This window comes from uncultured Bacillus sp., from assembly GCF_958411575.1.
Taxonomy (GTDB): domain Bacteria; phylum Bacillota; class Bacilli; order Bacillales; family Bacillaceae; genus Bacillus; species Bacillus spizizenii.
In genome coordinates this window covers 1-23,161 of record NZ_CATYRA010000018.1, presented here as the reverse complement: position 1 = coordinate 23,161, position 23,161 = coordinate 1, and the positions used below count along the sequence as shown (strand labels likewise).

Sequence of the window (23,161 nt, the reverse complement as noted above, 5' to 3'; positions counted from 1 at the left end):
GAGGCAAAAACGAATGGAACTGTATGAGTGCATCCAAGACATTTTTAGCGGCTTGAAAAATCCATCGGTTAAAGATTTGGCAACTTCTTTAAAACAAATTCCAAACGCATCAAAATTGAGTCAACCGTATATTAAGGAACCAGACCAGTACGCTTACGGCCGAAATGCCATCTATAGAAACAATGAATTAGAAATTATCGTTATTAACATTCCGCCAAACAAGGAGACATCAGTCCACGATCATGGCCAATCCATTGGTTGTGCAATGGTGCTAGAAGGAAAGCTGCTTAATTCCATTTATCGCTCAACCGGCGAACACGCAAAACTCTCCAATTCATACTTTGTTCACGAAGGAGAATGCCTTATTTCAACCAAAGGGTTAATTCACAAAATGTCCAATCCTACGTCCGAACGAATGGTGTCTCTTCATGTCTACTCACCCCCTTTGGAAGACATGACGGTCTTTGAGGAACAAAGGGGTGTATTGGAAAATTTTTGATTGACAGGTGAACTGCTTTACTTTGACTTCTGATCAACAAAAGGGTTCAGCGAATGGCCTTTTTCTCAAAAACAAAAAAACCCTTATAAAATAAGGGTTTACAGGTATGGAGCCAAGGGGGCTCGAACCCCTGACCTCTACGCTGCCAGCGTAGCGCTCTCCCAGCTGAGCTATGGCCCCGTATGTAACATCAAACTTATTATAGATGATTTTTTTTTGAAAAACAAGCTGTTTCCTCTTAAATTGACAGAAAAAATAAGGCTCCGGAAAGAGCCTTTTTTAACTTACATCATGATTAAAAGTAAAATCACACCGAGAATGATTCGATAGATTGCAAATGGGACGAGTTTGATTTTGTTGATTAGTTTTAGGAAGAAACGGACGACAAACAGCGCGACAACAAAGGCACAGATAAAGCCGACGATGAAAAACGGCATCAGATCTGAGCTTAAGCTGTCCCAATGCTTCACAAGGCTTAGAAAGCTTGCTCCCATCATGATCGGCATTGCCATAATAAATGTAAAGTCAGCTGCCGCGCGATGATTTAAACCAAGAATAACGCCTCCGGAAATGGTTGAACCGGAACGCGAGAAACCAGGCCAAAGGGCAAGACATTGGAATAAGCCAACCCCTATCGCTTGCTTATAGGAAATGCGGTCGAGGGTGTCTGTCGCTGCTTTCCGTTTATTTACCCAATCAGCAAATAGCATCAGGACTGCCCCGGCGATTAAACCGATGGCCACAGTTTTAACGGAAAATAAATATTCATCAATGTAATCCTCAAACAAAAAGCCTAGAACGGCTGCAGGCACGAGCCCGACGGCAATTTGGGCAATGCTTAATTTATGTCCCTGCTTCTGGTCGCTTGTAATATTCTTTTTCAAGCCGAGCAAATTCAAAATCCGATCTTTAAACACGATAACTACTGCTAAAATGGAGCCTAGCTGAATAACCACTTTGAATGAGTTAGCAGCTTCTTCTGACATCAGATTGCTTGATTTAAGCCAGATATCGTCTACTATGATCATATGTCCTGTCGAAGAAACCGGCGCGTACTCTGTTAATCCTTCTACGATTCCTAAAATGGCAGCTACAAACAATTCCCATAGAGTCATGATTTTGATTCTCCCCATTAGACATTTATTTTTTACACAACGGGAGCTTTCCATAAATGGAAAGCCCGTCTTATATAACTATAAACGAAAATCACACTTTATGACCTGACGTATTTTCATTTTTTTCTTCGTCGTATAAATGTGACCGCATTTTAAACCAGTCAAATAAATGTGTCGTAATGACTTTGGCAACTGCATAGCCCGGAATTGCTAGAATGATTCCAACAACGCCAAACAGCTTGCCGGCTGTTAACAGCAGAAAAATAATCGTAATTGGGTGGATATGAAGGTTTTTCCCCATAATTTGCGGCGAGATCAGCTTCCCTTCAATCAACTGAACAATGGTCCAAACGATCACCAGCTTGAGCAGCATGAGCGGCGATGTCACTATGGCGATGATAATCGCTGGCGTAATGGCAATCGTCGGTCCTAAATACGGAACAATGCTTGTACAAGCCGCAATGACGGCAAGCAATGAAGCATAATCCAGCCCGATAATCAAATAACCGATAAACAGCAAAAAGCCGATACAGAAGCTGACAATAATCTGGCCTCTGATATAAGAGCTTAACCGATGATTCATTTCGCTTAAGACTGTGTATGTCTGTTCTTTCAATCGAGTCGGCACGAACTTTAGTATGTAGACCGGCAATTTCTTTCCATCTTTTAATAAATAGAAAAGAATAAACGGAACGGTGACGATCGAAATGATAATCTCAGTCAGAGCGCCGATAAAATTCCCAACGCCGGTAAATGTGCTGTTCACAATCGTCGCTGCCTGATCTGAAACCTTTGTTGCGAGATCAGATATATTGATGTTCATTGTTTGCTGGGCCTGATTAACGAAGTTACTGCCAATCAGCTGTTTCGTCTGATTTTCTACAACATCCACATATCTCGGGATGTTGTCAATCAAACTCATAATTTGTTCTTTTAAAAAGGGAATGATGGACACGATTGTGATCGTGATCAGCCCGATAATCAATAGATATAACAGCAAAATAGAATAGATTCTTCTAATTCTTCTTCTCTCAAGGAAATCGACGATTGGGTTTAACAGATAAAAAACAATGCCTGTTAAAATAATCGGCAGTGAAATCGTTTTGAGAAGAACAATAATCGGGGTGAAAATAAATGATGTTTTTGTAAAAACGAGAATATTTAAACCAATCAGCAGCAGCACAAGCAAAAATAAAACAAACTTATTGTCCAAGAAGAATCGCTTGAATCTGCCGCTCCATGTTTGCAACATTTCCACTATCGTTCCTCCGTCATATATAGTTTAATTAAATTGTACACTATCGTCCCTATAATGAAAAATAATAACCGCTAATTGCTGGAAAAACTTCCTTGCTTTAAACATGTGGTGAGATCGATCATGTGCTTTTCTCTTTTTTAAGCTATAATTTAGCTATATCATGCAAAAGGAGCGATAAGAGTGATACGTTTTGCAATAATAGGAACCAACTGGATTACAGACCGCTTTCTTGAATCAGCAGCGGAGATAGAAGATTTTCAGCTGACTGCTGTTTATTCTAGATCGGCAGAACGCGCTGCCGAGTTTGCTGCTAAACATAACGCTGAGCATACCTTCTCAGACCTTCAGGAAATGGCGGCAAGCGATTGCTTTGATGCCGTATACATAGCAAGTCCGAATGCCCTTCACAAGGAACAAGCCGTTCTATTAATGAACCATGGCAAACATGTGCTTTGCGAAAAGCCGTTTGCTTCGAATACAAAAGAAACGGAAGAGATGATTTCAGCGGCTAAGGCAAACGGCGTTGTCCTCATGGAAGCGATGAAGACCACTTTCCTGCCGAATTTTAAAGAGCTGAAAAACCACCTACATAAAATCGGCACTGTCCGCAGATTTACCGCGAGCTACTGCCAGTACTCCTCACGGTATGACGCGTTTAGAAACGGTACCGTCTTGAATGCGTTTCAGCCTGAGCTTTCCAATGGGTCATTAATGGATATCGGAGTCTATTGTATTTATCCTGCTGTCGTGCTGTTTGGTGAGCCGCAGGATGTGAAAGCGAACGGATACGCTTTATCTTCCGGAGTGGATGGTGAGGGAACCGTCATTCTGTCTTACGACGGGTTCGAAGCTGTTCTGATGCATTCTAAAATCTCAACTTCCTATGCCCCGGCGGAAATCCAGGGTGAAGACGGAACGATTGTAATCGATACGATTCACCGGCCAGAGCGAGTGGAAATCCGCTATCGCGATGGCCGTCTGGAAAACATTTCGATTCACGATCCTAAACCGGCGATGTTCTACGAAGCAGAAGAATTTGTCACTCTCATAAAAGAGAACAAGCAGGAATCTGAAGAAAATACATTTGAACGGTCAATGATCACTGCGAAAATCATGGAAGAAGCAAGAAAGCAAATGGGGATTGTGTACCCTGCTGATCAAGCCTAAAAAAATCCGCCCGCGTGCAAATGCCGCGGCGGATTTTTTTATTAGACAAGCGGAGAAGATGCCTTTCTCTTTAAAAGCACCTGTTGTTCATACTCTTTTATGTCATGAAGCCATGCCTCTTTCACCGGCACGCCCATTTGCTCACAGTAGGAATCCCAGATGGCCCCGAAAGGATATGTCTTGAATTCCTCCATCAGTGCCAGCCTTTCTGTATAGCGGCCCTCTTCCTGCAATTGTTTTAAATAGCGGTTCGGGAGAAGCAATGCATACAATAAAGCTTTAATCATATTTCTCGTTCCAATGGTCCAGGCGGCAACACGGTTAATGCTGGCATCGAAAAAATCCAGGCCGATGGCGACCTTCTCGAGAGCCTGATTGCGTACAATTTCAAGAGCGATTTCTCTCAATTCATCGTCTAAAACCACAACATGATCGCTATCCCAGCGAACGGGCCGGGACACATGCAAGGCAAGTTTGTCTGTGTAAAGCAGCATCGACGAGATCTTGTTTGATACCGTTTCAGTCGGGTGGTAATGGCCTGTATCAAGTAAACAAAGCTTATGATTCGTCAAAGCGTAAGCGAAATAAAATTCATGAGATCCGACAACATATGATTCGGAACCAAGCCCGAACAGCTTGCTCTCGACTGAATCAAGATTGTGTTGTTCATTGATCTCCTCTGCGAAGATCCGATCCAATGATTCTTTTAGTCTTTTACGCGGTGTCAGCCTGTCACTCGGGATATCTTTATAGCCGTCAGGAATCCAAATATTCGTCAAGCAAGGTGTGCCTAATTCTTTCCCGAAGTATTCTCCGATACGGCGGCAAGCGATGCAATGCCTGATCCAAAATTCCCTGATGGTCGGATCGGGGTGTGAAAGGGTGAGTCCGTCAGCCGCTTTCTCATGCGAAAACAAAGTCGGATTAAAATCTAAACCGAGACCGAGGTCTTTTGCCCAGTTCACCCAGTTTTCAAAATGATGCGGCTTCAATTCGTCACGTTCTACCGCTTCCCCATTTGTTTCTGCGTATATCGCATGCAGGTTTACGCGGTGCTTTCCAGGAATGAGAGAAAGAGCCTTCTCCAAATCTCTTCTTAATTCTTCAGGGGTTTGCGCTTTTCCAGGATAATTGCCTGTCACGTCAATCCCGCCTGAAAGCTCGCCCTTATTTACTTCAAAGCCTTCAATATCGTCACCCTGCCAGCAGTGGATTGAAATGGGCACTTGCTCTAATTGCCGAAGCGCCTCTTCAACATCAATTCCCCATTTTTCATATGCCTGTTTTGCACTGTCATAATTGGCTTTTATGGTCATGCGGCTCTCTCCCTTTTTCAGTTTTTAATCCAAATAAAAAACTTCCTTAAGATCTATCGAAACAGGACTGAAATCTGGATTTGTTTTCATTAATGGCGACATCGATTTCCACCATCTCCGGCAAACTTCTGTGTCCGGCATCTTTCTCCACTTCTCTTCATCCTCGATTTCTAAATAAGCAAAAAGTTGGCCTGTTTCCTCGTCTAAAAAAATGGAATAATGGTGCGCTCCATGAGCTTTGAGTGCTTTTGCCATTTCAGGCCAAAGGTCATCATGCCGCTGTTTGTATTCTTCGTACTTGTCTTGATGGACAAACATGATACTGGCTTTTCTAATCAAACCCGGTCACCTCTTCACCTTTTAGATAGCGCTTTCAAAACAGTTTGCTGAAATGACTGAATCATCTTGCTTCTGTCAATGTCTTTAGGTGTAAACACTTTGATCGGAAAGGAATTTCTGACGGCTTGCCGGGCTTCTTTTATGTCTTTGACTTCCTTGGCAGCAATCATTTGCATCAGCAGATTTCCGATGGCGGTTGCCTCTATGGGCCCTGCGTATACCGCTTTTCCGCTCATGTCTGCTGTTAATTGATTTAAGAAATCATTTCGGGCGCCGCCGCCGATGATATGAAGCTGCTCAATCGGTTTTTCTGTGATCGTTTCCAGCTCTTTGATGGCTATCGCATAGATGATGGCTAAATTGCTGTGGATGCAACAGGCAAGTTCGCCTGCAGTGCGGGGAATCTTTTGGCGGGTTTCTCTGCAATAATGTTCTATTTCCTCTATCATGCTGTCTGGATTCAGGAAACGTTCATCATTTAAGTTTATAAACTGCTGAAATGGCTCTGTTTTTCGGGCTTCTTCTGCAAGCTGCTGAAAAGAGTAATCTGCTTGTAATTGCTGTCTTACTTCTTGTATCACCCACATGCCGATGATGTTTTTGAGAAAGCGAATGGTGTTGTTTGCGCCGCGTTCATTTGTATAGTTGTTTTTTAAAGCCAGGTCGGTTAATATCGGCAGTTTGTTTTCAACCCCGATTAACGACCATGTTCCGCTGCTGATATACGCCCAGCTATCGTTTACACCTGGGGCTGCGATAACGGCCGAGGCAGTATCATGCGTTGCGACTGTCATTACCTTGCAAGTCGGCAGATCATAATCCGGGAACCAATCATTTCTCAGCATCCCGAGCTCACGCCCCGGTTCAGTCAGCGGCGCAAATTGCTGTTCCTGAACAGACACGGCTTGAAGCAATTCAGGGTCAAGCTTTCCGGTTGAGACGTTTAAAAGCTGTGTTGTGGATGCATTTGTGATTTCTGTTACGGCTTTTCCGGTTAAACAATAGCCTAAATAATCAGGAACCATCATAACTTTATCTGTCTTTTTCAGCAGCTCACGTTTTTCTTCATACAATTGATAAATCGTGTTAAAAGGCTGAAATTGAATTCCTGTTTTTTGATAGATTGTGTCTTTTGTCAGGGTATGTTCCAATTTGCCTATTGTGTGATCTGTTCTTCGATCCCGGTAGGACATCACTTCCCGCAAACGATTTCCTTTTTCGTCCAGTAAGACATAATCAACTGCCCATGTATCAATGCCGACAGTGCAGCGTTCATGCCCAAGCGCTTTCACCTTTTGCAGCCCTTGCAGGACTTGTTTTAGCAAATGATCAATATCCCAAAAGCAATGTCCGTCTTTTTGAATAAAGCCGTTAGCGAATCTGTGAATCTCTTGTATGTCAAGCTTCCCTTCTTTCAGTTCACCTACCATGACCCTCCCGCTTGATGCGCCTATATCAATGGCAGTATAAATCATTCCTTCACCCTCTCTTCGGAAGGGGAACAGCTGTCACTTTCACCTTTCTGTCTTCAATAGCTTTTACCGATACCGGATCAAGTCCAGCATCAGTAATAACGCGGCTGATATCTTGCAGCGAGGCGATATGTGCAAACTCGCGGTTCCCCCATTTGCTTGAATCGGCCATCAAAATGGTTTGATCAGACCTTTCTATCATCCGTTTTTTGAGCAGCGCCTGCCACTCGTTTGAGTCGCTCATCCCGTTGTTTATGTCAAAGCCTTTACATGACAGAAAGGTTTTGTTGACGTGATAGGTCTCAAGTGAACGCTCTGCTAACGGGCCAGCAAACGATAATGATTTTGCCAGCAAAATGCCGCCTGTCGAAATGACTGATATGTTTTCTTTATTGCCGAGCTCAATGGCTGCCTTCATTGAATTTGTAATGACGGTGAGCTCAATATCAGGGAGTATTTTCGCCATGTACCAGGCGGTGGTGCTTGCATCGAGAATGATTCGGTCTCCGTTCTTTACATATTTGGCCGCTTCGTGAGCGATGGCTTTTTTTTCTATGACATTTGTAATTTCCCGTTCAGAAAAATGAACTTCTGATTCCTGCTGCTGAATACTGACCGCTCCTCCGTGGCTCCGGCTCAGTTTATGTTCTTTCTCAAGCTTCTCAAGGTCGCGCCGAATGGTTTCCTCTGTGACAGAAAATATGTCACTTAATTCGGATACGCGGATGCTTGAACGCATATTCACTATTTCCACTATTTTTTGCTGCCGTTCTGCTACCAACATTAGTAACGCCCTTCCTCATATCATAATCCGTCTTATTGTTTTTCTATCATAGCATATATCTAACGCGCAAAAGCAGCAGGGACGCCGCCGTCTACCGTGATCATGCAGCCCGTTGTTTTTTCGGCTTTAGAAGAAGCGAAGAATGCGATGGCTTCGGCAATATCCTGCGGGTAAATATTGACGAGGAGTGCCGTTCGTTTCCGATAATGTTCCTCCAGCTGATCTGGCTCAATCCCGTATGCCGCGGCCCGTTCCTCCCGCCAGCTTGACCCCCAGATTGCCGACCCTTGAAGAACTGCATCAGGCAAAACGGAGTTGACCCGAATGCCGAATTCTCCACCCTCTGCTGCGATACATCTCGCCAAATGGGTTTCAAGCGCTTTTACCGAGCTGTAGGCAGATGCGTTTTTTCCCGCATAAACCGAATTTTTAGATCCGACAAATACCATGCTTCCTCCACTGTTTTGCTGTTTCATTTGTTTAAACGCTTCACGGGCCACAAGGAAATAGCCTGTTCCTAATACATTCATATTAAGATTCCATTCTTTTAGACTTGTTTCGTCAAATGGGCTTGATGTGGCAAGACCGGCGTTATTAACGACGATATCAATTCCGCCGTAAGCAAGCGCCGCTTGTTCAAAGGCTGACCGTACTTCCTCTTCCTTTGTCACATCTATTTTGACAGCCATTGCCCGTCCTTCTCCGTATGCATCGTTTATTTCCCCGGCAATTTTCTGTGCACCTTCTATATTAAGATCAGCAGCGATCACGTGCCCCCCTTCAGCTGCAAAGCGACGGCATGCTGCACTGCCGATTCCGCCGGCTCCTCCTGTTATCAACGCTACTTTACGGGAAAATTCTGCTTCTGGCGGGGCCAGCGTGAGCTTATATAATTCGAGCGGCCAATATTCGACATGGTAGGATTCATTTTCATTTAAAGAAACAAAGTGACCAAGAGCTGTTGACCCTTTCATAACGGCGATGGCTCTCCGGTATAAGGCGCCGCTCACTTTAGACATGGCATAACTTTTTCCCGTATTCACCATTCCGATGCCAGGAATCAATATCACTCGTGGGGCTGATTCAAAGATTTGATCCCCCTCCTGCTGATTGCGTGTAAAGTAAGCATGATATTCTGATGCAAAACGCTCGACTCCTGACTTGATCAGTTCCACAAGCTTGCGCACATCTTGAGTTTCCGGATTCCACTCAATGTACAGCGGAACCCGTTTTGTATGCACTAGGTGATCCGGACATGCCGCACCGATTTGCGAGAGCACTGGTGCTTCCACACTGTTTACAAATTCCAAGACGTCGTCATGATCATCATAGGAAAGAATCATTTTCTTTTCTTCACTTACAGCGCCTCTGATCACAGGCATGATGCCTGCCAAGATTTGTTTTCTTTGATCTTCCGGCAGCGGCTGATATCTTTTGCCTCCGAATATTTTATTTGGATTAATCCGGTCGTTCAAATACTGCTCGGCTTCTTGAATGATGGAGATCGTTTTTTCATAACATGCTTCAGACGTCTCTCCCCAAGTGACTAAGCCATGTTTCTCCATCAACACAAGCTCAGCGTTGGAATTGTTCGCTACGCCTTCAGCGATCATTTTAGACAAAGTAAAACCAGGGCGAACGTATGGCACCCACACAAACCGGTTTCCGTAAATGTCTTCAGCGATTTGTTTTCCATTATCAGCGCAGCAAATGCTGATAATCGCATCGGGGTGGGTATGGTCAACATGATTGTATGGCAGAAAAGCGTGTAACAGCGTTTCAATTGAAGGACGGGGATGTTTGCTGTCTATCATACAATGAGACAAGTAGTCTACCATTTCTTCATCTGACATTTGGTCCCTTTCAATCAGCGGGCGGATGTCATCTAATTTCAAACCGGTAAAATTATGCGCTTTCATTGTTGCCAAATCTGAACCGCTTCCTTTCACCCACATGACGTCTGTTTCACGGCCTCTGAAATCCTTTTCCGTTGTTTTCATAGACGTATTCCCGCCGCCCCAGTTGCAGACAGTGCGATCTGACCCGATCAGATTGGACCTGTACACCAATTCCCCTACACCTTTTGGCAGCTGTGCAGCATGCTTTGAATCCCATACATGTTTCACCATATTTGATATTCCTCCGTCCCTTTTATTTGTATCCGTTTTCATTATATATGATCTTTGTTTATTTTTGAATTCTTTTTGTTTATTTTTGTTTTCGGTAAAAAAAGAAAGCAGCTAATGCCGCTTTCTCTCTCCATTATTATGATTCAATTTTAAATTTCTTCGTAATGTCCTGAAGTTCTTCCGCCATGTTTGCCAACGTTTCAGCTGAAGAGCTGATTTCTTCCATGGACGCAAGCTGTTCTTCCGCCGAAGCTGCGATGTCCTGAATGCCTGCTGAGCTTTCTTTCGACACTGCAGAAATGTCTTCAACCGCACTTGACACTTCCTGTGATCCAACTGACAGCTGTTCAACCGTCGCGTTTAGGTTTTGCAATTCGCCAGAAATTTGGGTTGTCATCTCATAGATTTGTTTAAAGCTTTCCGCTGTTTGGTCAGTAATCTGCAAGCCTTCCTTCACTTCATGATTCACAGATTGGAACATCGAAAGCGAAGTGCTGATTTCTCTGACAATCTCTTGAATTAACCCTTCAATTTCCTTGGCAGAGTCTGCTGATTGTACGGCAAGTTTTCTGACCTCTTCCGCAACTACTGAGAAGCCTCTTCCGTATTCTCCCGCTCTTGCCGCCTCAATCGCAGCATTTAATGCCAGCAGGTTGGTTTGATCAGCAATGCCGTTAATCACATTTAAGATACTTGTGATGTCTTGAGATTTTGTTTCAAGTCCCTTCACCACCGCTTCCGCTTTTTGAACGGATTGGTCGATTGTTTTCATTTGACCGACTGTGTGCTCCACTAGTTTTTCTCCGCTGCCTGCTGCCTCGGAGGACTGGATCGATGACTTCGTAATAGTTGAAGAGGCCTGAGCCACTTTTGAAATTCCAACGTTCATTTGAGAAAGATGGTTTGAGCTTGTTTCCAGTTTCTCACTTTGTGCCTCGTTGCCATCTGAGAACTGTTCGATGGCAAGTGTGATATGTTCGGTTGCTTTGCTCGTTTGGGCCGCACTTGCCGTCAACTCTTCAGAAGATGAAGCGACGTTTTCTACAGACGTTTGAATAACTCCGATCACAGAACGCAATGAGGCAGACATTTCGTTAAAGCTTTCGCCAAGCTGTCCAAACTCGTTTTTCGAGTGAATATCAATGACTTCTGTCAGATCTCCGCTGCTGATTTTCGCGGATGTAGAAACCAGTTTTCTTAACGGCTTAGTAATGGCACTGATAATAAAGAGAATAAGTATGCCGCCGATGACAAGTGACACGCATAGAATGATAATCGCTGTGTTCAGAACCGGGCTTGAAGCATCTTGCAATTCACTGACAAAGTACGTACCCGCGATTTTCCAGCCTGTCAGTTTATTTGTCGTAAAGGCCATTTTCTTTTCTTTGCCTTCGAAAGTATATTCAAATGAGCCTTCTCCTTTGGAATATACTTGGTTTGTCCAGTCGCCGGATCCAGTTGTCCCAGGCTTAATCGTCGGATGGGCGATATATTTTTTGCCGCCTGTTGTAATAAAGGCGAAGCCGTTTTTGCCGATTTTGATTCTCTGTGAAGCGGAAAGCACTTCATCCAGATTTAAATCAAGTGCTATAACCCCTGAACCGTCTTTTAATTGTTTTGAAATTGTGACAACCATATCCCCTGTTGCTTCATCAGTATACGGTTCTGAGAAAACAGCCTGTCCTTTTTTCGCAACGGCTTGTTTGTACCAGTCACGTCCTGTCGGATCGAAGCCTTTAGGAACGCCGCTATCCGGATATTTGTAAAGCTTCTTATCTTCTGAAGCAACATAGATTGCGCCTACATCGGCATTCAATGTTGTATACTGCTTAAATTTCTCATTCAGTGAGGTTTTATTTTTTCCTTGTAATATATCTTTATCGATCGTCTCACTGTAATAATCAATTGCTTTTACTTTATTATTCAATTTGTTTTGCAGGGTGCTGTTGAGTTCTTCAACGTTCCCCATTGCACTATTCGTAAGTTCCCTGTCCAGTGCGTTCCAAGCTGATTGATAACTGAAATATGCTAAAACCCCAACCGGCAAAATAAGCACTGCCAGAAACGCAGCGATAAGCGGTTTGCTGATCGATGGCTGTTTCATCCATTGTATAATTTTTCCCATTCTAGTTGACTCCTCCTTTAAGCTAAATCTAATATCGTCAAACTAGGATAAAAGGTTTAATAAAAAAACTAAAAAAAACACCCGAGCGTACAGGCCCGGGTGTTTTGGCTTACTATTCGATTTTGAATCGTTTTGTCATATCGCGAAGCTCTTCCGCCATAGACGAAAGGGTTTCTGCTGACGAGCTGATTTCTTCCATGGAAGCAAGCTGCTCTTCGGCTGACGCCGCGATATCTTGTATATGAGCTGAGCTTTCTTTTGAAATCGATGCAATGTGCTCGGACGCTCCAGAAACTTCCTCGGAGCTGGCAGAAAGCTGCTGAACCGTCGCACTCATGTTTTGCAGTTCACCGGCGATTTGGTTCGTCATTTCAGAAATGCGTTTAAAGCTTATTTCTGTTTTATCTGTGATATCAAGGCCTGTTTGCACCTCTTGATTGACAGACTGGAACATGCCGAGAGATGTATTGATTTCCTTCACAATTTCGATGATTAATGCTTCAATCTCTTTTGCTGAATCTGCTGACTGAACTGCCAGTTTTCTTACTTCTTCCGCTACAACAGAGAAGCCGCGGCCGTACTCGCCTGCGCGCGCCGCTTCAATTGCTGCGTTTAAGGCAAGCAGGTTCGTCTGGTCTGCGATACCGTTAATCACACGCAAAATATTGGTGATATCTTTCGATTTCGTTTCCAATCCGCGTACGACTTGTTCTGCTTCTTTTACAGACTTGTCAATGACGTTCATTTGGCCCACGGTTTGATGAACAAGCTTGCCGCCTTCGCTTGCAATTTCTGTTGACTGAACAGATGAATCTGTGATGACTTCAGAAGCTTGAGCCATATTCGTCAATCCGTCATTCATTTGATAAATGTGCTCTGCTGCGGTTTCAATGTTTTCGTTTTGTTTTTCATTGCCATTAGAAAATTGTTCAATCGCCAATGTAATGTGCTCTGTTGCCTTGCTTGTTTGGGCAGCTGATGCGGTCAGCTCCTCAGAAGAAGCAGCAACATTGTCCACCGAATCCTGGATAGTGTGGATGAGAGAACGAAGTGACGACGCCATATTGTTAAAGCTTTTGCCGAGTTCGCCCAATTCATCTTTTGAACGGATATCAATGGTTTCAGTCAAATCACCCTCGCTGATCCGCTTAGAGGAACCGACAAGCTGTTTCAGCGGCGTTGTAATCGACCGAATGATCAATGTCATGACGATAATTCCTATGATAATCGCTGTGGCTAAGACAATTAAAGCAATGTGAAGGACAGGCTTGGCTGCCTCATGGATTTCATCCAAATACATGGTGCCGCCAATTTTCCAACCCGTTAACTTGTTTGTGTCAAAGGCCATTTTTTTCTTATCTCCGTCCAGCGTGTATTGAAAATCGCCTTTATCATCATTCAGCATCTTCTCGAGCCAGTCGCCTTTCAATTCAGTTCCTGAGGTTTCATTAGGATGGGCGACAACCTTATTGTCCTTCGTCATGATAAATGCGTAGCCTTGTTTGCCGATGTTGACTTTTTTAGTTGTTTTCAGCAGATTTTCAATCGTCATGTTGATTGCGATAACGCCTGAACCATCTTTTGTCTGTTGAGCGATTGTCACAACCATTGTGTTCGTAGAGGCTGTTTTATACGGGTCTGTAACCACGACTTTCCCTTTATTCGCAACCGCTTTTTTGTACCAGTCGCGTTCGACCGGGTTATAATCGCTCGGCATCTGAAGATCCGGGTAACGGGTAAAGCGCCCGTTTTTGTCACTTGTGTAAATGGATTCTACATCTTTGTTTATGCTGATATATTGTGAGAATTTCTCTTTAATACTTGCATTGCTTTTTGCATTATATCTCTCTTTTGTCAGCCATTCGCTGAAGTAAGCGGCGCTGTTTTCTTTTTCACCGATGGTGGTGTTAATGATTTCGTTTAATTGCTGTACATTTTCTAATGCACTCCCCATCATCTGTCTGTCGAGCGAGCTGCTTGCCGATTGATACGCAATGACAGCCAATATGACAACCGGTATGATGAGGATCGACAGAAAGGAAACGAGAAGCTTCCGTGTAATAGATCTTTGTTTTATCAGTTGGAGTATTTTTTTCATCATTCATTTCTCCTTTTTTATGCTACCCTTCATATCGGCAGGAAATGGGTAAATATATACAGTGAAAAAGAAGAAATTTAACGAAAGTAACTAATTTCCCATAAATAGATAGTTATTTAGACCTATTCTTAATCCACTTTAAATCGTTTTGTCAGGTCACGGAGTTCTTCAGACATTCTTTCAAGCGTCTGTGCCGATGAAGCGATTTCCTCCATGGATGCCAGCTGTTCCTCGGCTGAAGCGGCGATATCTTGGATGCCGTCCGAACTTTTCTTAGAAATGGCTGTGATATCATTTGAAGCAGCGGAAATTTCTTGAGCTCCCGCTGACAGCTCCTCGACCGTCGCATTCATGTTTTGCAGTTCGGAAGCAATTTGATTGGTCATGTGAGATATATGTTTGAAGCTTTGTTTTGTTTCACCTGTCATGACAAGCCCTGTTTCAACTTCTTTGTTTACGGACTGAAGCATGTTCAATGATGTGTGAATTTCTTTCACAATTTCGCTGATCAGTGATTCAATTTCCTTTGCCGAGTCAGCTGACTGTACCGCGAGTTTTCTCACTTCCTCAGCGACGACGGAGAAGCCCCGGCCGTATTCTCCCGCTCTGGCTGCTTCGATGGCGGCATTTAAAGCCAAAAGATTGGTTTGACCCGCAATGCCGTTGATGACACGCAAAATATTCGTGATATCCTTTGATTTGATTTCCAGCCCCTTCACCACTTGTTCCGCTTCTTTTACTGAGTGGTCAATCGTATTCATTTGGCCAGCTGTTTTCTGTACGAGTGTCTCACCCTCGCTTGATACTTCTGTGGAATCTGCGGATGTTTCTGTAATCACTGCGGCAGCCCGCGCCAGTTCAGCCAATCCGTCGTTCATTTCATTAATTTGCTCGGTTGTTGTCTCAATTTTGTCTCTTTGGCTTTCGGTGCCGTTTGAAAATTGCTCGATGGCCATCGTAATATGCTCAGTGGCTCTGCTTGTCTGGTCAGCGGATGCAGTCAATTCTTCTGATGATGAAGCAACGTGTTCTACTGAATCTTTGATGCCATGAATAAGTGAGCGAAGCGAGTGGGCCATATGATTGAAGCTCTGGCTCAGAACGCCGAGTTCATCTTTTGAATTGATTTCAATCGTTTCGGTTAGATCGCCTTCACTGATTTTTTCAGCTGATGCGACAATGCGTCTCAATGGCTTTGTGATCGACCGAATCACAAAATAAATTGCTGTAATTCCAGCTCCGATGGCAATCGCCAGAACGATTGAAGCCATGGTCAGAACTTTGCTTGCAGCCTCGCGGATCTCGTCCGTATACATCGTACCGCTGATTTTCCAGCCTGTTGTTTCGCTTGTGGCAAATGCCATTTTCTTCTCTTTGCCTTGGTACGTATATTCAAAGTCGCCGCTTTTATTCTTGTAGAGCTTATCAACCCAGTCCCCTTTTAACTCTGTCCCCGCTTTTTCTCCGGAGTAGGCGATGACTTTTTTATTTGGGCTTAAGATAAAAGCATAGCCTTCTTTGCCGATATTGATTCCTTTCGCGGTTGTGACCAGGTCATCAATTTTCATATCTATGGCGACAACACCTGATCCATCCTCCGTCTGGCGGGCAATGGTGACGACCATTTTTCCTGATGAAATAGATTCATAAGGCTCAGTGACAATTGTTTTGCCTTTATTGGCCATTGCTTCTTTGTACCAATCTCGTTCTAAAGCATTAAAATCACTCGGCATGTCTGCGTACGGATAACGTGTGAATTCCCCGTCTTTACTGCTGGAAAATACCGCAGCGACATTGTCATTCATTTGGATAAATTGTTTAAATTCCTGTTTCATCTCTGTTTTCTTTTTATCCTTAAACTTATCTGCTGTAGCCCAATCGCTGAAAAACGCGAGGCTTTTTTCAGTCGTGCTGATTTTATCATCAATGATATGATCTAATATTTGAACGTTTTCCTTTGCACTTTGCGTCATCTGTATATCAAGAGAGGCAACTGCTGATTGATAAGCGCTTACCGAAAGGACGGTAATTGGGACAATTAAGATCAGCATGAAAGAAATAATAAGTCTCCTGGCAATTGATGACCTGCGAATAGTGGTGAGTGTTTTTTTCATTTCCTATTGAACCTTCTTTCAATAATTTACAAATTATATCGGTGGTTCTTCCTTTATATTACATTGAAAATGAAGGTAAAAATGAAAAATAGTTCCAAAATCACCGATCGTATTAGGTCTTTGGGATTATTCCCTCTACGGAAAAAACAGCGCCTTGATAAGCGCTGTTTTTCTGCTTTTATTCGATTTTGAATTGCTTCGTCAGATCACGAAGCTCTTCTGCCATCTGCGCAAGAGTGGTCGCCGATGAACTGATTTCTTCCATAGAGGCAAGCTGCTCCTCGGCTGATGCCGCAATGTCTTGGATGCTTGCCGAGCTTTCTTTCGATACATCTGCAATACCGCTGACTGCTGCTGAAACATGCTGTGAACGGCCTGACAGCTGTTCGACGGTGGAATTCATCGTCTGCAATTTTCCCGCGATTTCGTTTGTCATGCTGAAAATGCTTTGGAAGCTTTCTTTTGTATTGTCTGTGACAACAAGTCCAGACTGCACTTCCTGATTGACCTCTTTAAACATGTGTAGAGAGGTTTCGATTTCTGCTACGATTTCTTGGATCAGCTTCTCGATTTCTTTTGCTGAATCGGCTGATTGAACAGCCAGTTTGCGCACTTCCTCCGCAACGACAGAGAAGCCGCGTCCTGATTCTCCAGCACGTGCAGCTTCAATGGCTGCGTTTAATGCCAGCAGGTTTGTTTGGTCAGCGATGCCGTTTATGACTCTCAAAATGCTTGTAATGTCTTTTGATTTTCCTTCTAAGCCTTTCACAACAGCTTCAGCCTGCTGAACCGATTGATTAATCGAGTTCATTTGTCCGACTGTCTGCTGGACAAACTTTTCACCCGTTCCGGCGATTTCCGTTGATTGGATAGACGCCTTTGTAATATCTGATGATGTTTGTGAGACTTGCTGGAGCCCTTCATTCATTAAGTTCAGCTGATGAGAGCTGGATTCAACCTTTTCACTTTGCTCCTCGTTTCCGTTTGAGAACTGCTCAATCGCCATCGTGATATGCTCGGTGGCTTTACTTGTCTGTCCGGCAGATGCGGTAAGCTGTTCAGACGATGCGGCCACATTGTTCACCGAGTCCTGAATAGCGCTTATCAGTGAGCGGAGAGATTGTCCCATTTCATTGAAGCTTTCCCCAAGCTCTCCAAGCTCATCTTTTGAACGGATTTCGATCGTTTCTGTCAGATCCCCGCTGCTGATCGTTTTCGATGATTGAACGAGACGTTTTAACGGTATTGTAATCGAACGAACGATAAACAGAATTAAAAACCCGCCTGCCACAATGGAAGCGATCAGCACGATCATGCCCGTTATGAGTACAGACTTTGAAGCATCCTTGATTTCATCCATATACATTGTGCCGGCTATTTTCCACCCAGTCAGTTCATTTGTTGTATAGGTCATCTTTTTATCTTCGTTACCCAGAGTATATTGGAGTTCACCGCTGTTATCGGCATACATTTTGGCGACCCAGTCTCCTGACAGCTTTTCTCCAGCCTTATGGTCCTGATGGGCGACATAGGTTTTGTTTTTCGTTGCAATGAAAACATAGCCTTCTTTTCCGACCTTGATTTGTTTCATCTGTTCTAACAATTTATCAATGGTGATATCCATGGCGACAACGCCAGATCCGTCTTTCAGCTTCTGGGCAATGGTAATGACCATGCTTCCGTCACTCGCTGCCACGTAAGGATCTGTCACGACAATTTCACCGCCTGCCTTCATCGCATCTTGGTACCAAGGTCGTTGTCTCGGATCGTATCCATCCGGCAATTGTTCTTTGGGCGCTTGTATGTAGGTGCCGTTTTCTGCGCCTCCATAAATTCTGGCTACCCCTTGATTAATAGATACGTATTGTGAAAATTTGGCCTTTAGCTCTTCTTGATTAGACTTTCCTTTGAATGCGGAGCTTTTAAGAGATTCACTGAAAAAGGTGACCGCTGTCACTTTTGCTCCCAGATCATTTGTAACGGTTGTATTAAATGTATCGACACTGCTTTTCGCATTTCCCATAATTTCCTGATCCAGCTTTCCGCTGGCGCTTCGGTAAGAACTAAATTCCAATATAAGAATAGGGATAGTGAGAATCGCAATAAATGAGACGATTAATTTTCTTGAGATAGATGGTTTCTTCAGCCAATTGATAAAAGTCTTCATGTCAGTTTCTCCTTCAGGTTTGATACAGTATATATCGGCTGCTTAAAAAAGTTTTAAAATAAAAAATGGAAGAAGTTCTTTTTCGGCTGTCTTCTATCTTTTTAGCTTTCATTGCCCAAGCCCTTTGCATATCTTATAAAAAAAGGGGGGCTAAAGATGATTATTGTATCCGGACAATTGCTCCGTCCCCAAGATATTGAAAACTGGCAGATTGATGAGAATCTAAATCCTTTGTTAAAAGAGATGATTGAGACGCCTGTTCAGTTTGATTATCATTCAATTGCAGAACTGATGTTTGAGCTTAAACTGCGGATGAATATCGTTGCAGCGGCTAAAACGCTGCACAAAAGCGGGGCGAAGTTTGCCACTTTTTTAAAAACATACGGGAATACAGCGTATTGGAGGGTTTCACCGGAAGGCGCCTTGGAGCTGAAATACAGAATGCCGCCTTCAAAAGCGATTCGGGACATAGCTGAAAACGGCCCGTTTTACGCGTTTGAATGTGCGACCGCCATTGTTGTCATTTATTACTTGGCCTTGATCGATACAATCGGGGAAGAAAAATTTGATGCCACCTTTGACAGAATTATTTTATATGACTGGCATTATGAGAAATTGCCGATATATACGGAAACAGGACATCACTTTTTTCTCGGAGATTGTTTGTATTTTAAAAATCCTGAATTTGATCCGCAAAAAGCGCAGTGGAGAGGCGAAAATGTGATTTTACTGGGAGAAGATAAATATTTTGCCCATGGCCTCGGAATCTTAAGCGGTCAGCAAATTATCGATAAGCTGAATTCTTTTAGAAGAAAAGGAGCCACACAGCCAGCCTACCTTCTGTCTCAGGCGACCAGACTGGATGTTCCGTCTCTGTACCGCTTCGTCCGCTAAAAACCCCATCGCCTATTTTCGAGACGATGGGGTTTCAAATGCTTTTCGTTTTCGATAAAAAGGGGCTGTGCCGAAAAACTGGTTCGCAGCCCACTCCATTTTTTCAAGGTCATGTCTTGCCACAATTGGATCTAGGCTGCTCCATTTGATAAAGCGGACAAAATAGTAGCCCTTGATAGGAGCCATTGTAACTTTTGAGTGAGGCCAGCCTTCAAATACAAACTCAATTTTCCCTCTTTTTTTATAAGAATATTGAAGAATGTTCATCATCTGTCACCTCTGTTTATCAAGTTACGTTCGGCAGAGCTCGGCTAACAGCGTTTTCACATCAGCGGGTCCGTTCAGCATTCCGACAGATTGCCCAGCCCACAGAGACATGTATCCGGAATCTTTTTCTTTGGCTGCGTGTTTTCTCATCGGCTTTGTTAACGTGTTTTGCAATGGATAAGGAAGCGCGTTTGCCTCCTCAGCCTGCTGCTCTTTCATCCATTGATTGACTATACCCCTTGCAGGCTTACCCGAAAACAATGCGGTAAGGCGTGTGTCTGTTCCTTGCGCTTTTTTTAATTCGCGCCTGTACGCTTCAGATACTTCGGATTCCCCACACATGAGAAACGGCGTCCCGATCTGTACGCCTTGGGCTCCGAGACAATGAGCGGCCTGGACACCGCGCCGGTCGGCAATTCCGCCTGCCGCAATCACTGGAACGGAAACGGCGTCTGCCGCTTGGGGAATGAGCGACATGAGGCCAAGTGTCGATTCTCCGCTGACCGGCAGAAAAGACCCTCGGTGGCCGCCCGCTTCGCTTCCTTGCAGTACAATGATATCCATTCCGCGTTCTTCAAGCAGAACGGCTTCCTGCGGAGTCGTAGCTGTCCCGATAAGACAGCAGCCATTTTTCTTTAACGCTTGAATGCTCTCATCCGGCGGAATGCCAAACGTAAATGAACAGGCTTTTACATTGTGTTTGAGAATGATGTTCACTTTTTTATGGAAGTCGTCCCATTCTTCTTTCTCTGAAGAGAATGAAGGAGCCTGTTCGGAGAACGGAATCTTATTTTTCCAAGTTTGAACGATGTCCTCATCCGGTTCTTTTCTACTTTCTGGAACAAACACATTCACCTGAAATACTCGATCAGTCAGCTGCTGCATCTCAATGATTTGCTTTTCGAGCATGTCGGGACTAAGGTATCCGGATGCCAGACTTCCAAGCGCGCCTTCATTTGACACAGCGGCTGCCAGGACGGGCGTGACAAGCCCCCCGGCCATCGGCGCCTGGATGACAGGTTTTGTAAGCGATAATACTTTCATCCATTCCCTCATGAAAACCCTCCTGTTACCCCATGATTTTGATATAACAAGTCCGTGTACGCGGGCCGTCAAATTCACAGAAATAAATGCCCTGCCACGTTCCAAGAATCAGTTGGCCGTTTTCAATCATGACATGCTGCGAAGCTCCCACCGTACTCGACTTCATGTGCGCAGCTGTATTGCCCTCCATATGGCGGTCCAGCTCGTGTTCCCACGGATACACCTCATCAAACCTTCTGAGCATATCTGTTTTGACATCCGGATCGGCATTTTCATTAATTGTAATGCCCGCTGTCGTATGAGGACAGTAAATCAGCGCCGCGCCGCTCGTTACACCTGTTTCTTGAAGAAACGCTTCCACCTCGCTGGTGATTTCAATCATTTCATCTCGTTTGTTCGTTTTGATTTGCAGTGTTTTCAGCATGTGCTTCTCCTTTCATTTGCCCGCTCTATTTGCTAATTCGTTCTGTGTTCTTTTTTTCCTGTTAAACCGCTCACATAAACATGTTAAAAAATAAAAAACTCCAGTCTCTCGCTGGAGTTTAGCGCCATAGATATATTCTTGCTTCATACGGCTTTAACAGTACTGATGTCATGTGCTTATGCGGCTCTGTTTCCACATTTGACAATAGGAGTGCGTCTGATGACAATGGCAATCCGGGGTGCTTGAATAAGGCCGGCGTTCCTGTCAGATTGGCTGCAATCAGTGCAGTATGGCTATCGTTTTTCCGAAGATATGCAAAGATTTGCTGATCTTCCGGTAAAATGAGCGTATATGTCCCATTGATAAAAACATCGTATGTTTGGCGCAGCTTGATCAGGCTCTTGTAAAAGTGGTATACAGATGCTTTATCGTTTTTTTGCGCCTCGGCGTTCAGCCATTTGTAATTCTCATTGATTCCGATCCACGGTTCGGCCTCAGAAAATCCGGCGTAAGAATCAGCATTCCATTGCATCGGCGTTCGTGAATTGTCCCTTCCCTTTTTCCAGACAATCTTCATCACGTCTTCGTGTGATGCGCCTTTCGCCGTTTCTATTTCATACAGGCGTTTCATTGCGACATCATCATAGTCCTCAATAGACGGAAATGCCACGTTTGTCATGCCGAGTTCCTGCCCCTGATAAATAAACGGTGTGCCTTTCATGAGAAAATAGACAGCGGCAAGCGCTTTTGCACTTTCTTTCAGGTACACTCCGTCGTCTCCCCATACAGAAACAGATCGGGGCTGGTCGTGATTTTCCATAAACAAAGCATTCCAGCCGATCCCTTCAAGACTGTCCTGCCAGTCAGTTAGAATTCGTTTGAAGGAAGCAATATCAATGCTTTCATTGATCTCTACATCCCATAGGCCGAGATGCTCAAATTGAAAAATCATGCTGAAGATGCCGTTTTTTTCTCCAGCCCAATCTGCCGCTTCCTTTGCAGCGACACCGTTTGCCTCACCGACTGTCATAATCGGATAGCGGGAAAATGTGTTTTCTTTCAGCTCTCTTAGTAAATCCATTATGCCGTCAGCATTCATATGATAGGGGAAGGAAGGAACGCAGTCCAGCCCTTTTGGATTCGGCATATCGGGAAGTCCTTCTTTTTTCTTTATATGCGTAATGGCATCCACCCGAAATCCGTCAATTCCTTTATCAAGCCACCAATTAATCATGTCGTAAACGGCATTTCTCACCTTTTCATTCTCCCAATTCAAATCAGGCTGTTTTTTATCAAAAAGGTGAAGATAATACTGGCTGGTCTCTTGATCATACTGCCATGCCGGCCCGCCGAAAATGCTTTCCCAATTGTTCGGCGCTTTTCCGTTTTTACCGTCCTTCCAAATATACCAGTCGCGCTTTTCGGAGTGTATGGATGAACGGGATTCAATAAACCATGGATGTTCATCGCTTGTATGGTTCACGACAAGATCCATAATCAGCTTCATGCCCAGCTCATGAATGTCGTCAAGCAGCTGGTCAAAATCCCTCATGGTGCCGAAATCGCTTAATATGTTTTGGTAATCCTTGATATCATAGCCGTTATCAGCATTAGGCGAATCATACAGCGGGCAAATCCAGATGACGTCAGCGCCCAGCTCTTTTATGTAATCAAGCTTGGATCTGATTCCTTGAATATCCCCGATTCCGTCCCCATTTGAATCTTTAAAACTGCGGGGATAAATTTGGTAGACAACCGATTCCTTCCACCAAGCCTTTTTCATACAGCCACTCCCTCCTAAATGTGCGGTCTATATATCTTATGTAGAAAAAAGGCTTTACAGCATTGCTTTTTCCGAAAACCGCCAGCCGCATAAAAAAACAGCCGCTCAATCGGGACTGACCCCATAATATGAGACAAATAAAAAACACCTTCTAGTTTGAAAACGG

Annotated in this window: 18 protein-coding genes and 1 tRNA gene; 3 read left to right on the top strand and 16 right to left on the bottom strand. The window is 44.0% G+C overall.

Annotation, left to right across the window (positions count from 1 at the left end; translation table 11 throughout):
• Window positions 1-13: 13 nt before the first annotated feature.
• On the top strand, window positions 14-499 hold the full coding sequence (gene cdoA / locus Q5C82_RS19835) for a cysteine dioxygenase (protein ID WP_003222354.1): 486 nt from the start codon (window positions 14-16) through the stop codon (window positions 497-499).
• Between the two features lie 107 nt (window positions 500-606).
• Here the strand turns inward: cdoA and Q5C82_RS19830 are convergent.
• The 3 genes from Q5C82_RS19830 to Q5C82_RS19820 form a co-directional block, all read right to left on the bottom strand.
• Window positions 607-679 (bottom strand) — tRNA-Ala (locus Q5C82_RS19830).
• A 104-nt stretch (window positions 680-783) separates the two neighbouring features.
• Window positions 784-1,614: an undecaprenyl-diphosphate phosphatase gene (locus Q5C82_RS19825; RefSeq protein ID WP_003222356.1), complete on the bottom strand. Its 831-nt coding sequence runs from the start codon at window positions 1,612-1,614 to the stop codon at window positions 784-786.
• A gap of 91 nt (window positions 1,615-1,705) precedes the next feature.
• Window positions 1,706-2,872 (bottom strand): AI-2E family transporter, encoded by a 1,167-nt coding sequence (locus Q5C82_RS19820; protein WP_003222358.1) that lies wholly within the window; start codon window positions 2,870-2,872, stop codon window positions 1,706-1,708.
• Between the two features lie 180 nt (window positions 2,873-3,052).
• Between Q5C82_RS19820 and iolU the strand changes: the two genes are divergently transcribed.
• A complete protein-coding gene (iolU, locus tag Q5C82_RS19815) occupies window positions 3,053-4,039 on the top strand; it encodes a scyllo-inositol 2-dehydrogenase (protein ID WP_003222360.1) in 987 nt (328 codons plus the stop codon).
• A gap of 41 nt (window positions 4,040-4,080) precedes the next feature.
• On the opposite strand, the gene rhaA is transcribed toward iolU, so the two are convergent.
• The 9 genes from rhaA to mcpB form a co-directional block, all read right to left on the bottom strand.
• Window positions 4,081-5,355 carry an L-rhamnose isomerase gene (gene rhaA / locus Q5C82_RS19810; protein WP_003222361.1) on the bottom strand — a complete coding sequence of 425 codons (1,275 nt, stop codon included), beginning with the start codon at window positions 5,353-5,355 and terminating at the stop codon, window positions 4,081-4,083.
• 24 nt (window positions 5,356-5,379) lie between these two features.
• Entirely contained in the window at window positions 5,380-5,694 is a 315-nt protein-coding gene (gene rhaM, locus Q5C82_RS19805; RefSeq protein WP_003222363.1) for an L-rhamnose mutarotase, read from the bottom strand.
• A 14-nt stretch (window positions 5,695-5,708) separates the two neighbouring features.
• Entirely contained in the window at window positions 5,709-7,169 is a 1,461-nt protein-coding gene (gene rhaB, locus Q5C82_RS19800) for a rhamnulokinase (RefSeq protein WP_003222365.1), read from the bottom strand.
• A 4-nt stretch (window positions 7,170-7,173) separates the two neighbouring features.
• Window positions 7,174-7,950 carry a rhamnose catabolism operon transcriptional regulator RhaR gene (rhaR, locus tag Q5C82_RS19795; RefSeq protein ID WP_003222367.1) on the bottom strand — a complete coding sequence of 259 codons (777 nt, stop codon included), beginning with the start codon at window positions 7,948-7,950 and terminating at the stop codon, window positions 7,174-7,176.
• 59 nt (window positions 7,951-8,009) lie between these two features.
• Entirely contained in the window at window positions 8,010-10,079 is a 2,070-nt protein-coding gene (locus tag Q5C82_RS19790; protein WP_003222369.1) for a bifunctional rhamnulose-1-phosphate aldolase/short-chain dehydrogenase, read from the bottom strand.
• Window positions 10,080-10,215: 136 nt separating this feature from the next.
• On the bottom strand, window positions 10,216-12,204 hold the full coding sequence (gene tlpB / locus Q5C82_RS19785) for a methyl-accepting chemotaxis protein TlpB (RefSeq protein WP_003222371.1): 1,989 nt from the start codon (window positions 12,202-12,204) through the stop codon (window positions 10,216-10,218).
• A 112-nt stretch (window positions 12,205-12,316) separates the two neighbouring features.
• On the bottom strand, window positions 12,317-14,302 hold the full coding sequence (gene mcpA, locus Q5C82_RS19780) for a methyl-accepting chemotaxis protein (protein ID WP_003222373.1): 1,986 nt from the start codon (window positions 14,300-14,302) through the stop codon (window positions 12,317-12,319).
• 128 nt (window positions 14,303-14,430) lie between these two features.
• The gene (gene tlpA / locus Q5C82_RS19775; protein ID WP_013308039.1) at window positions 14,431-16,416 is read right to left on the bottom strand and encodes a methyl-accepting chemotaxis protein TlpA; all 1,986 of its coding nucleotides are present in this window, start codon (window positions 16,414-16,416) and stop codon (window positions 14,431-14,433) included.
• Between the two features lie 178 nt (window positions 16,417-16,594).
• Window positions 16,595-18,583 (bottom strand): methyl-accepting chemotaxis protein McpB, encoded by a 1,989-nt coding sequence (gene mcpB, locus Q5C82_RS19770; protein WP_003222376.1) that lies wholly within the window; start codon window positions 18,581-18,583, stop codon window positions 16,595-16,597.
• A 156-nt stretch (window positions 18,584-18,739) separates the two neighbouring features.
• On the opposite strand from mcpB, the gene Q5C82_RS19765 reads away from it, so the two are divergent.
• Window positions 18,740-19,477 carry a protein-glutamine gamma-glutamyltransferase gene (locus Q5C82_RS19765; protein WP_003222377.1) on the top strand — a complete coding sequence of 246 codons (738 nt, stop codon included), beginning with the start codon at window positions 18,740-18,742 and terminating at the stop codon, window positions 19,475-19,477.
• Between the two features lie 12 nt (window positions 19,478-19,489).
• On the opposite strand, the gene Q5C82_RS19760 is transcribed toward Q5C82_RS19765, so the two are convergent.
• From Q5C82_RS19760 to Q5C82_RS19745, 4 genes are all read right to left on the bottom strand, one after another.
• The gene (locus Q5C82_RS19760; protein WP_003222378.1) at window positions 19,490-19,744 is read right to left on the bottom strand and encodes a hypothetical protein; all 255 of its coding nucleotides are present in this window, start codon (window positions 19,742-19,744) and stop codon (window positions 19,490-19,492) included.
• 24 nt (window positions 19,745-19,768) lie between these two features.
• Complete coding sequence (locus tag Q5C82_RS19755; RefSeq protein WP_003222379.1) at window positions 19,769-20,800, bottom strand: nitronate monooxygenase; 1,032 nt, start codon at window positions 20,798-20,800, stop codon at window positions 19,769-19,771.
• Window positions 20,801-20,813: 13 nt separating this feature from the next.
• Window positions 20,814-21,212, bottom strand: a complete 399-nt coding sequence (locus tag Q5C82_RS19750; RefSeq protein WP_003222383.1) for a secondary thiamine-phosphate synthase enzyme YjbQ — start codon at window positions 21,210-21,212, stop codon at window positions 20,814-20,816.
• A 118-nt stretch (window positions 21,213-21,330) separates the two neighbouring features.
• Window positions 21,331-22,995: an alpha-glucosidase gene (locus Q5C82_RS19745; protein ID WP_003222385.1), complete on the bottom strand. Its 1,665-nt coding sequence runs from the start codon at window positions 22,993-22,995 to the stop codon at window positions 21,331-21,333.
• Window positions 22,996-23,161: the final 166 nt, after the last annotated feature.

Excerpts from the sequence above, each read along its gene's own strand:
- cdoA (WP_003222354.1), top strand. The coding sequence starts at position 14 with ATGGAACTGTATGAGTGCATCCAAGACATTTTTAGCGGCTTGAAAAAT.
- Q5C82_RS19825 (WP_003222356.1), bottom strand. The coding sequence starts at position 1,614 with ATGACTCTATGGGAATTGTTTGTAGCTGCCATTTTAGGAATCGTAGAA.
- rhaA (WP_003222361.1), bottom strand. The coding sequence starts at position 5,355 with ATGACCATAAAAGCCAATTATGACAGTGCAAAACAGGCATATGAAAAA.
- rhaB (WP_003222365.1), bottom strand. The coding sequence starts at position 7,169 with ATGATTTATACTGCCATTGATATAGGCGCATCAAGCGGGAGGGTCATG.
- rhaR (WP_003222367.1), bottom strand. The coding sequence starts at position 7,950 with ATGTTGGTAGCAGAACGGCAGCAAAAAATAGTGGAAATAGTGAATATG.
- Q5C82_RS19790 (WP_003222369.1), bottom strand. The coding sequence starts at position 10,079 with ATGGTGAAACATGTATGGGATTCAAAGCATGCTGCACAGCTGCCAAAA.
- tlpB (WP_003222371.1), bottom strand. The coding sequence starts at position 12,204 with ATGGGAAAAATTATACAATGGATGAAACAGCCATCGATCAGCAAACCG.
- mcpA (WP_003222373.1), bottom strand. The coding sequence starts at position 14,302 with ATGAAAAAAATACTCCAACTGATAAAACAAAGATCTATTACACGGAAG.
- tlpA (WP_013308039.1), bottom strand. The coding sequence starts at position 16,416 with ATGAAAAAAACACTCACCACTATTCGCAGGTCATCAATTGCCAGGAGA.
- mcpB (WP_003222376.1), bottom strand. The coding sequence starts at position 18,583 with ATGAAGACTTTTATCAATTGGCTGAAGAAACCATCTATCTCAAGAAAA.
- Q5C82_RS19765 (WP_003222377.1), top strand. The coding sequence starts at position 18,740 with ATGATTATTGTATCCGGACAATTGCTCCGTCCCCAAGATATTGAAAAC.
- Q5C82_RS19760 (WP_003222378.1), bottom strand. The coding sequence starts at position 19,744 with ATGAACATTCTTCAATATTCTTATAAAAAAAGAGGGAAAATTGAGTTT.
- Q5C82_RS19755 (WP_003222379.1), bottom strand. The coding sequence starts at position 20,800 with ATGAGGGAATGGATGAAAGTATTATCGCTTACAAAACCTGTCATCCAG.
- Q5C82_RS19750 (WP_003222383.1), bottom strand. The coding sequence starts at position 21,212 with ATGCTGAAAACACTGCAAATCAAAACGAACAAACGAGATGAAATGATT.
- Q5C82_RS19745 (WP_003222385.1), bottom strand. The coding sequence starts at position 22,995 with ATGAAAAAGGCTTGGTGGAAGGAATCGGTTGTCTACCAAATTTATCCC.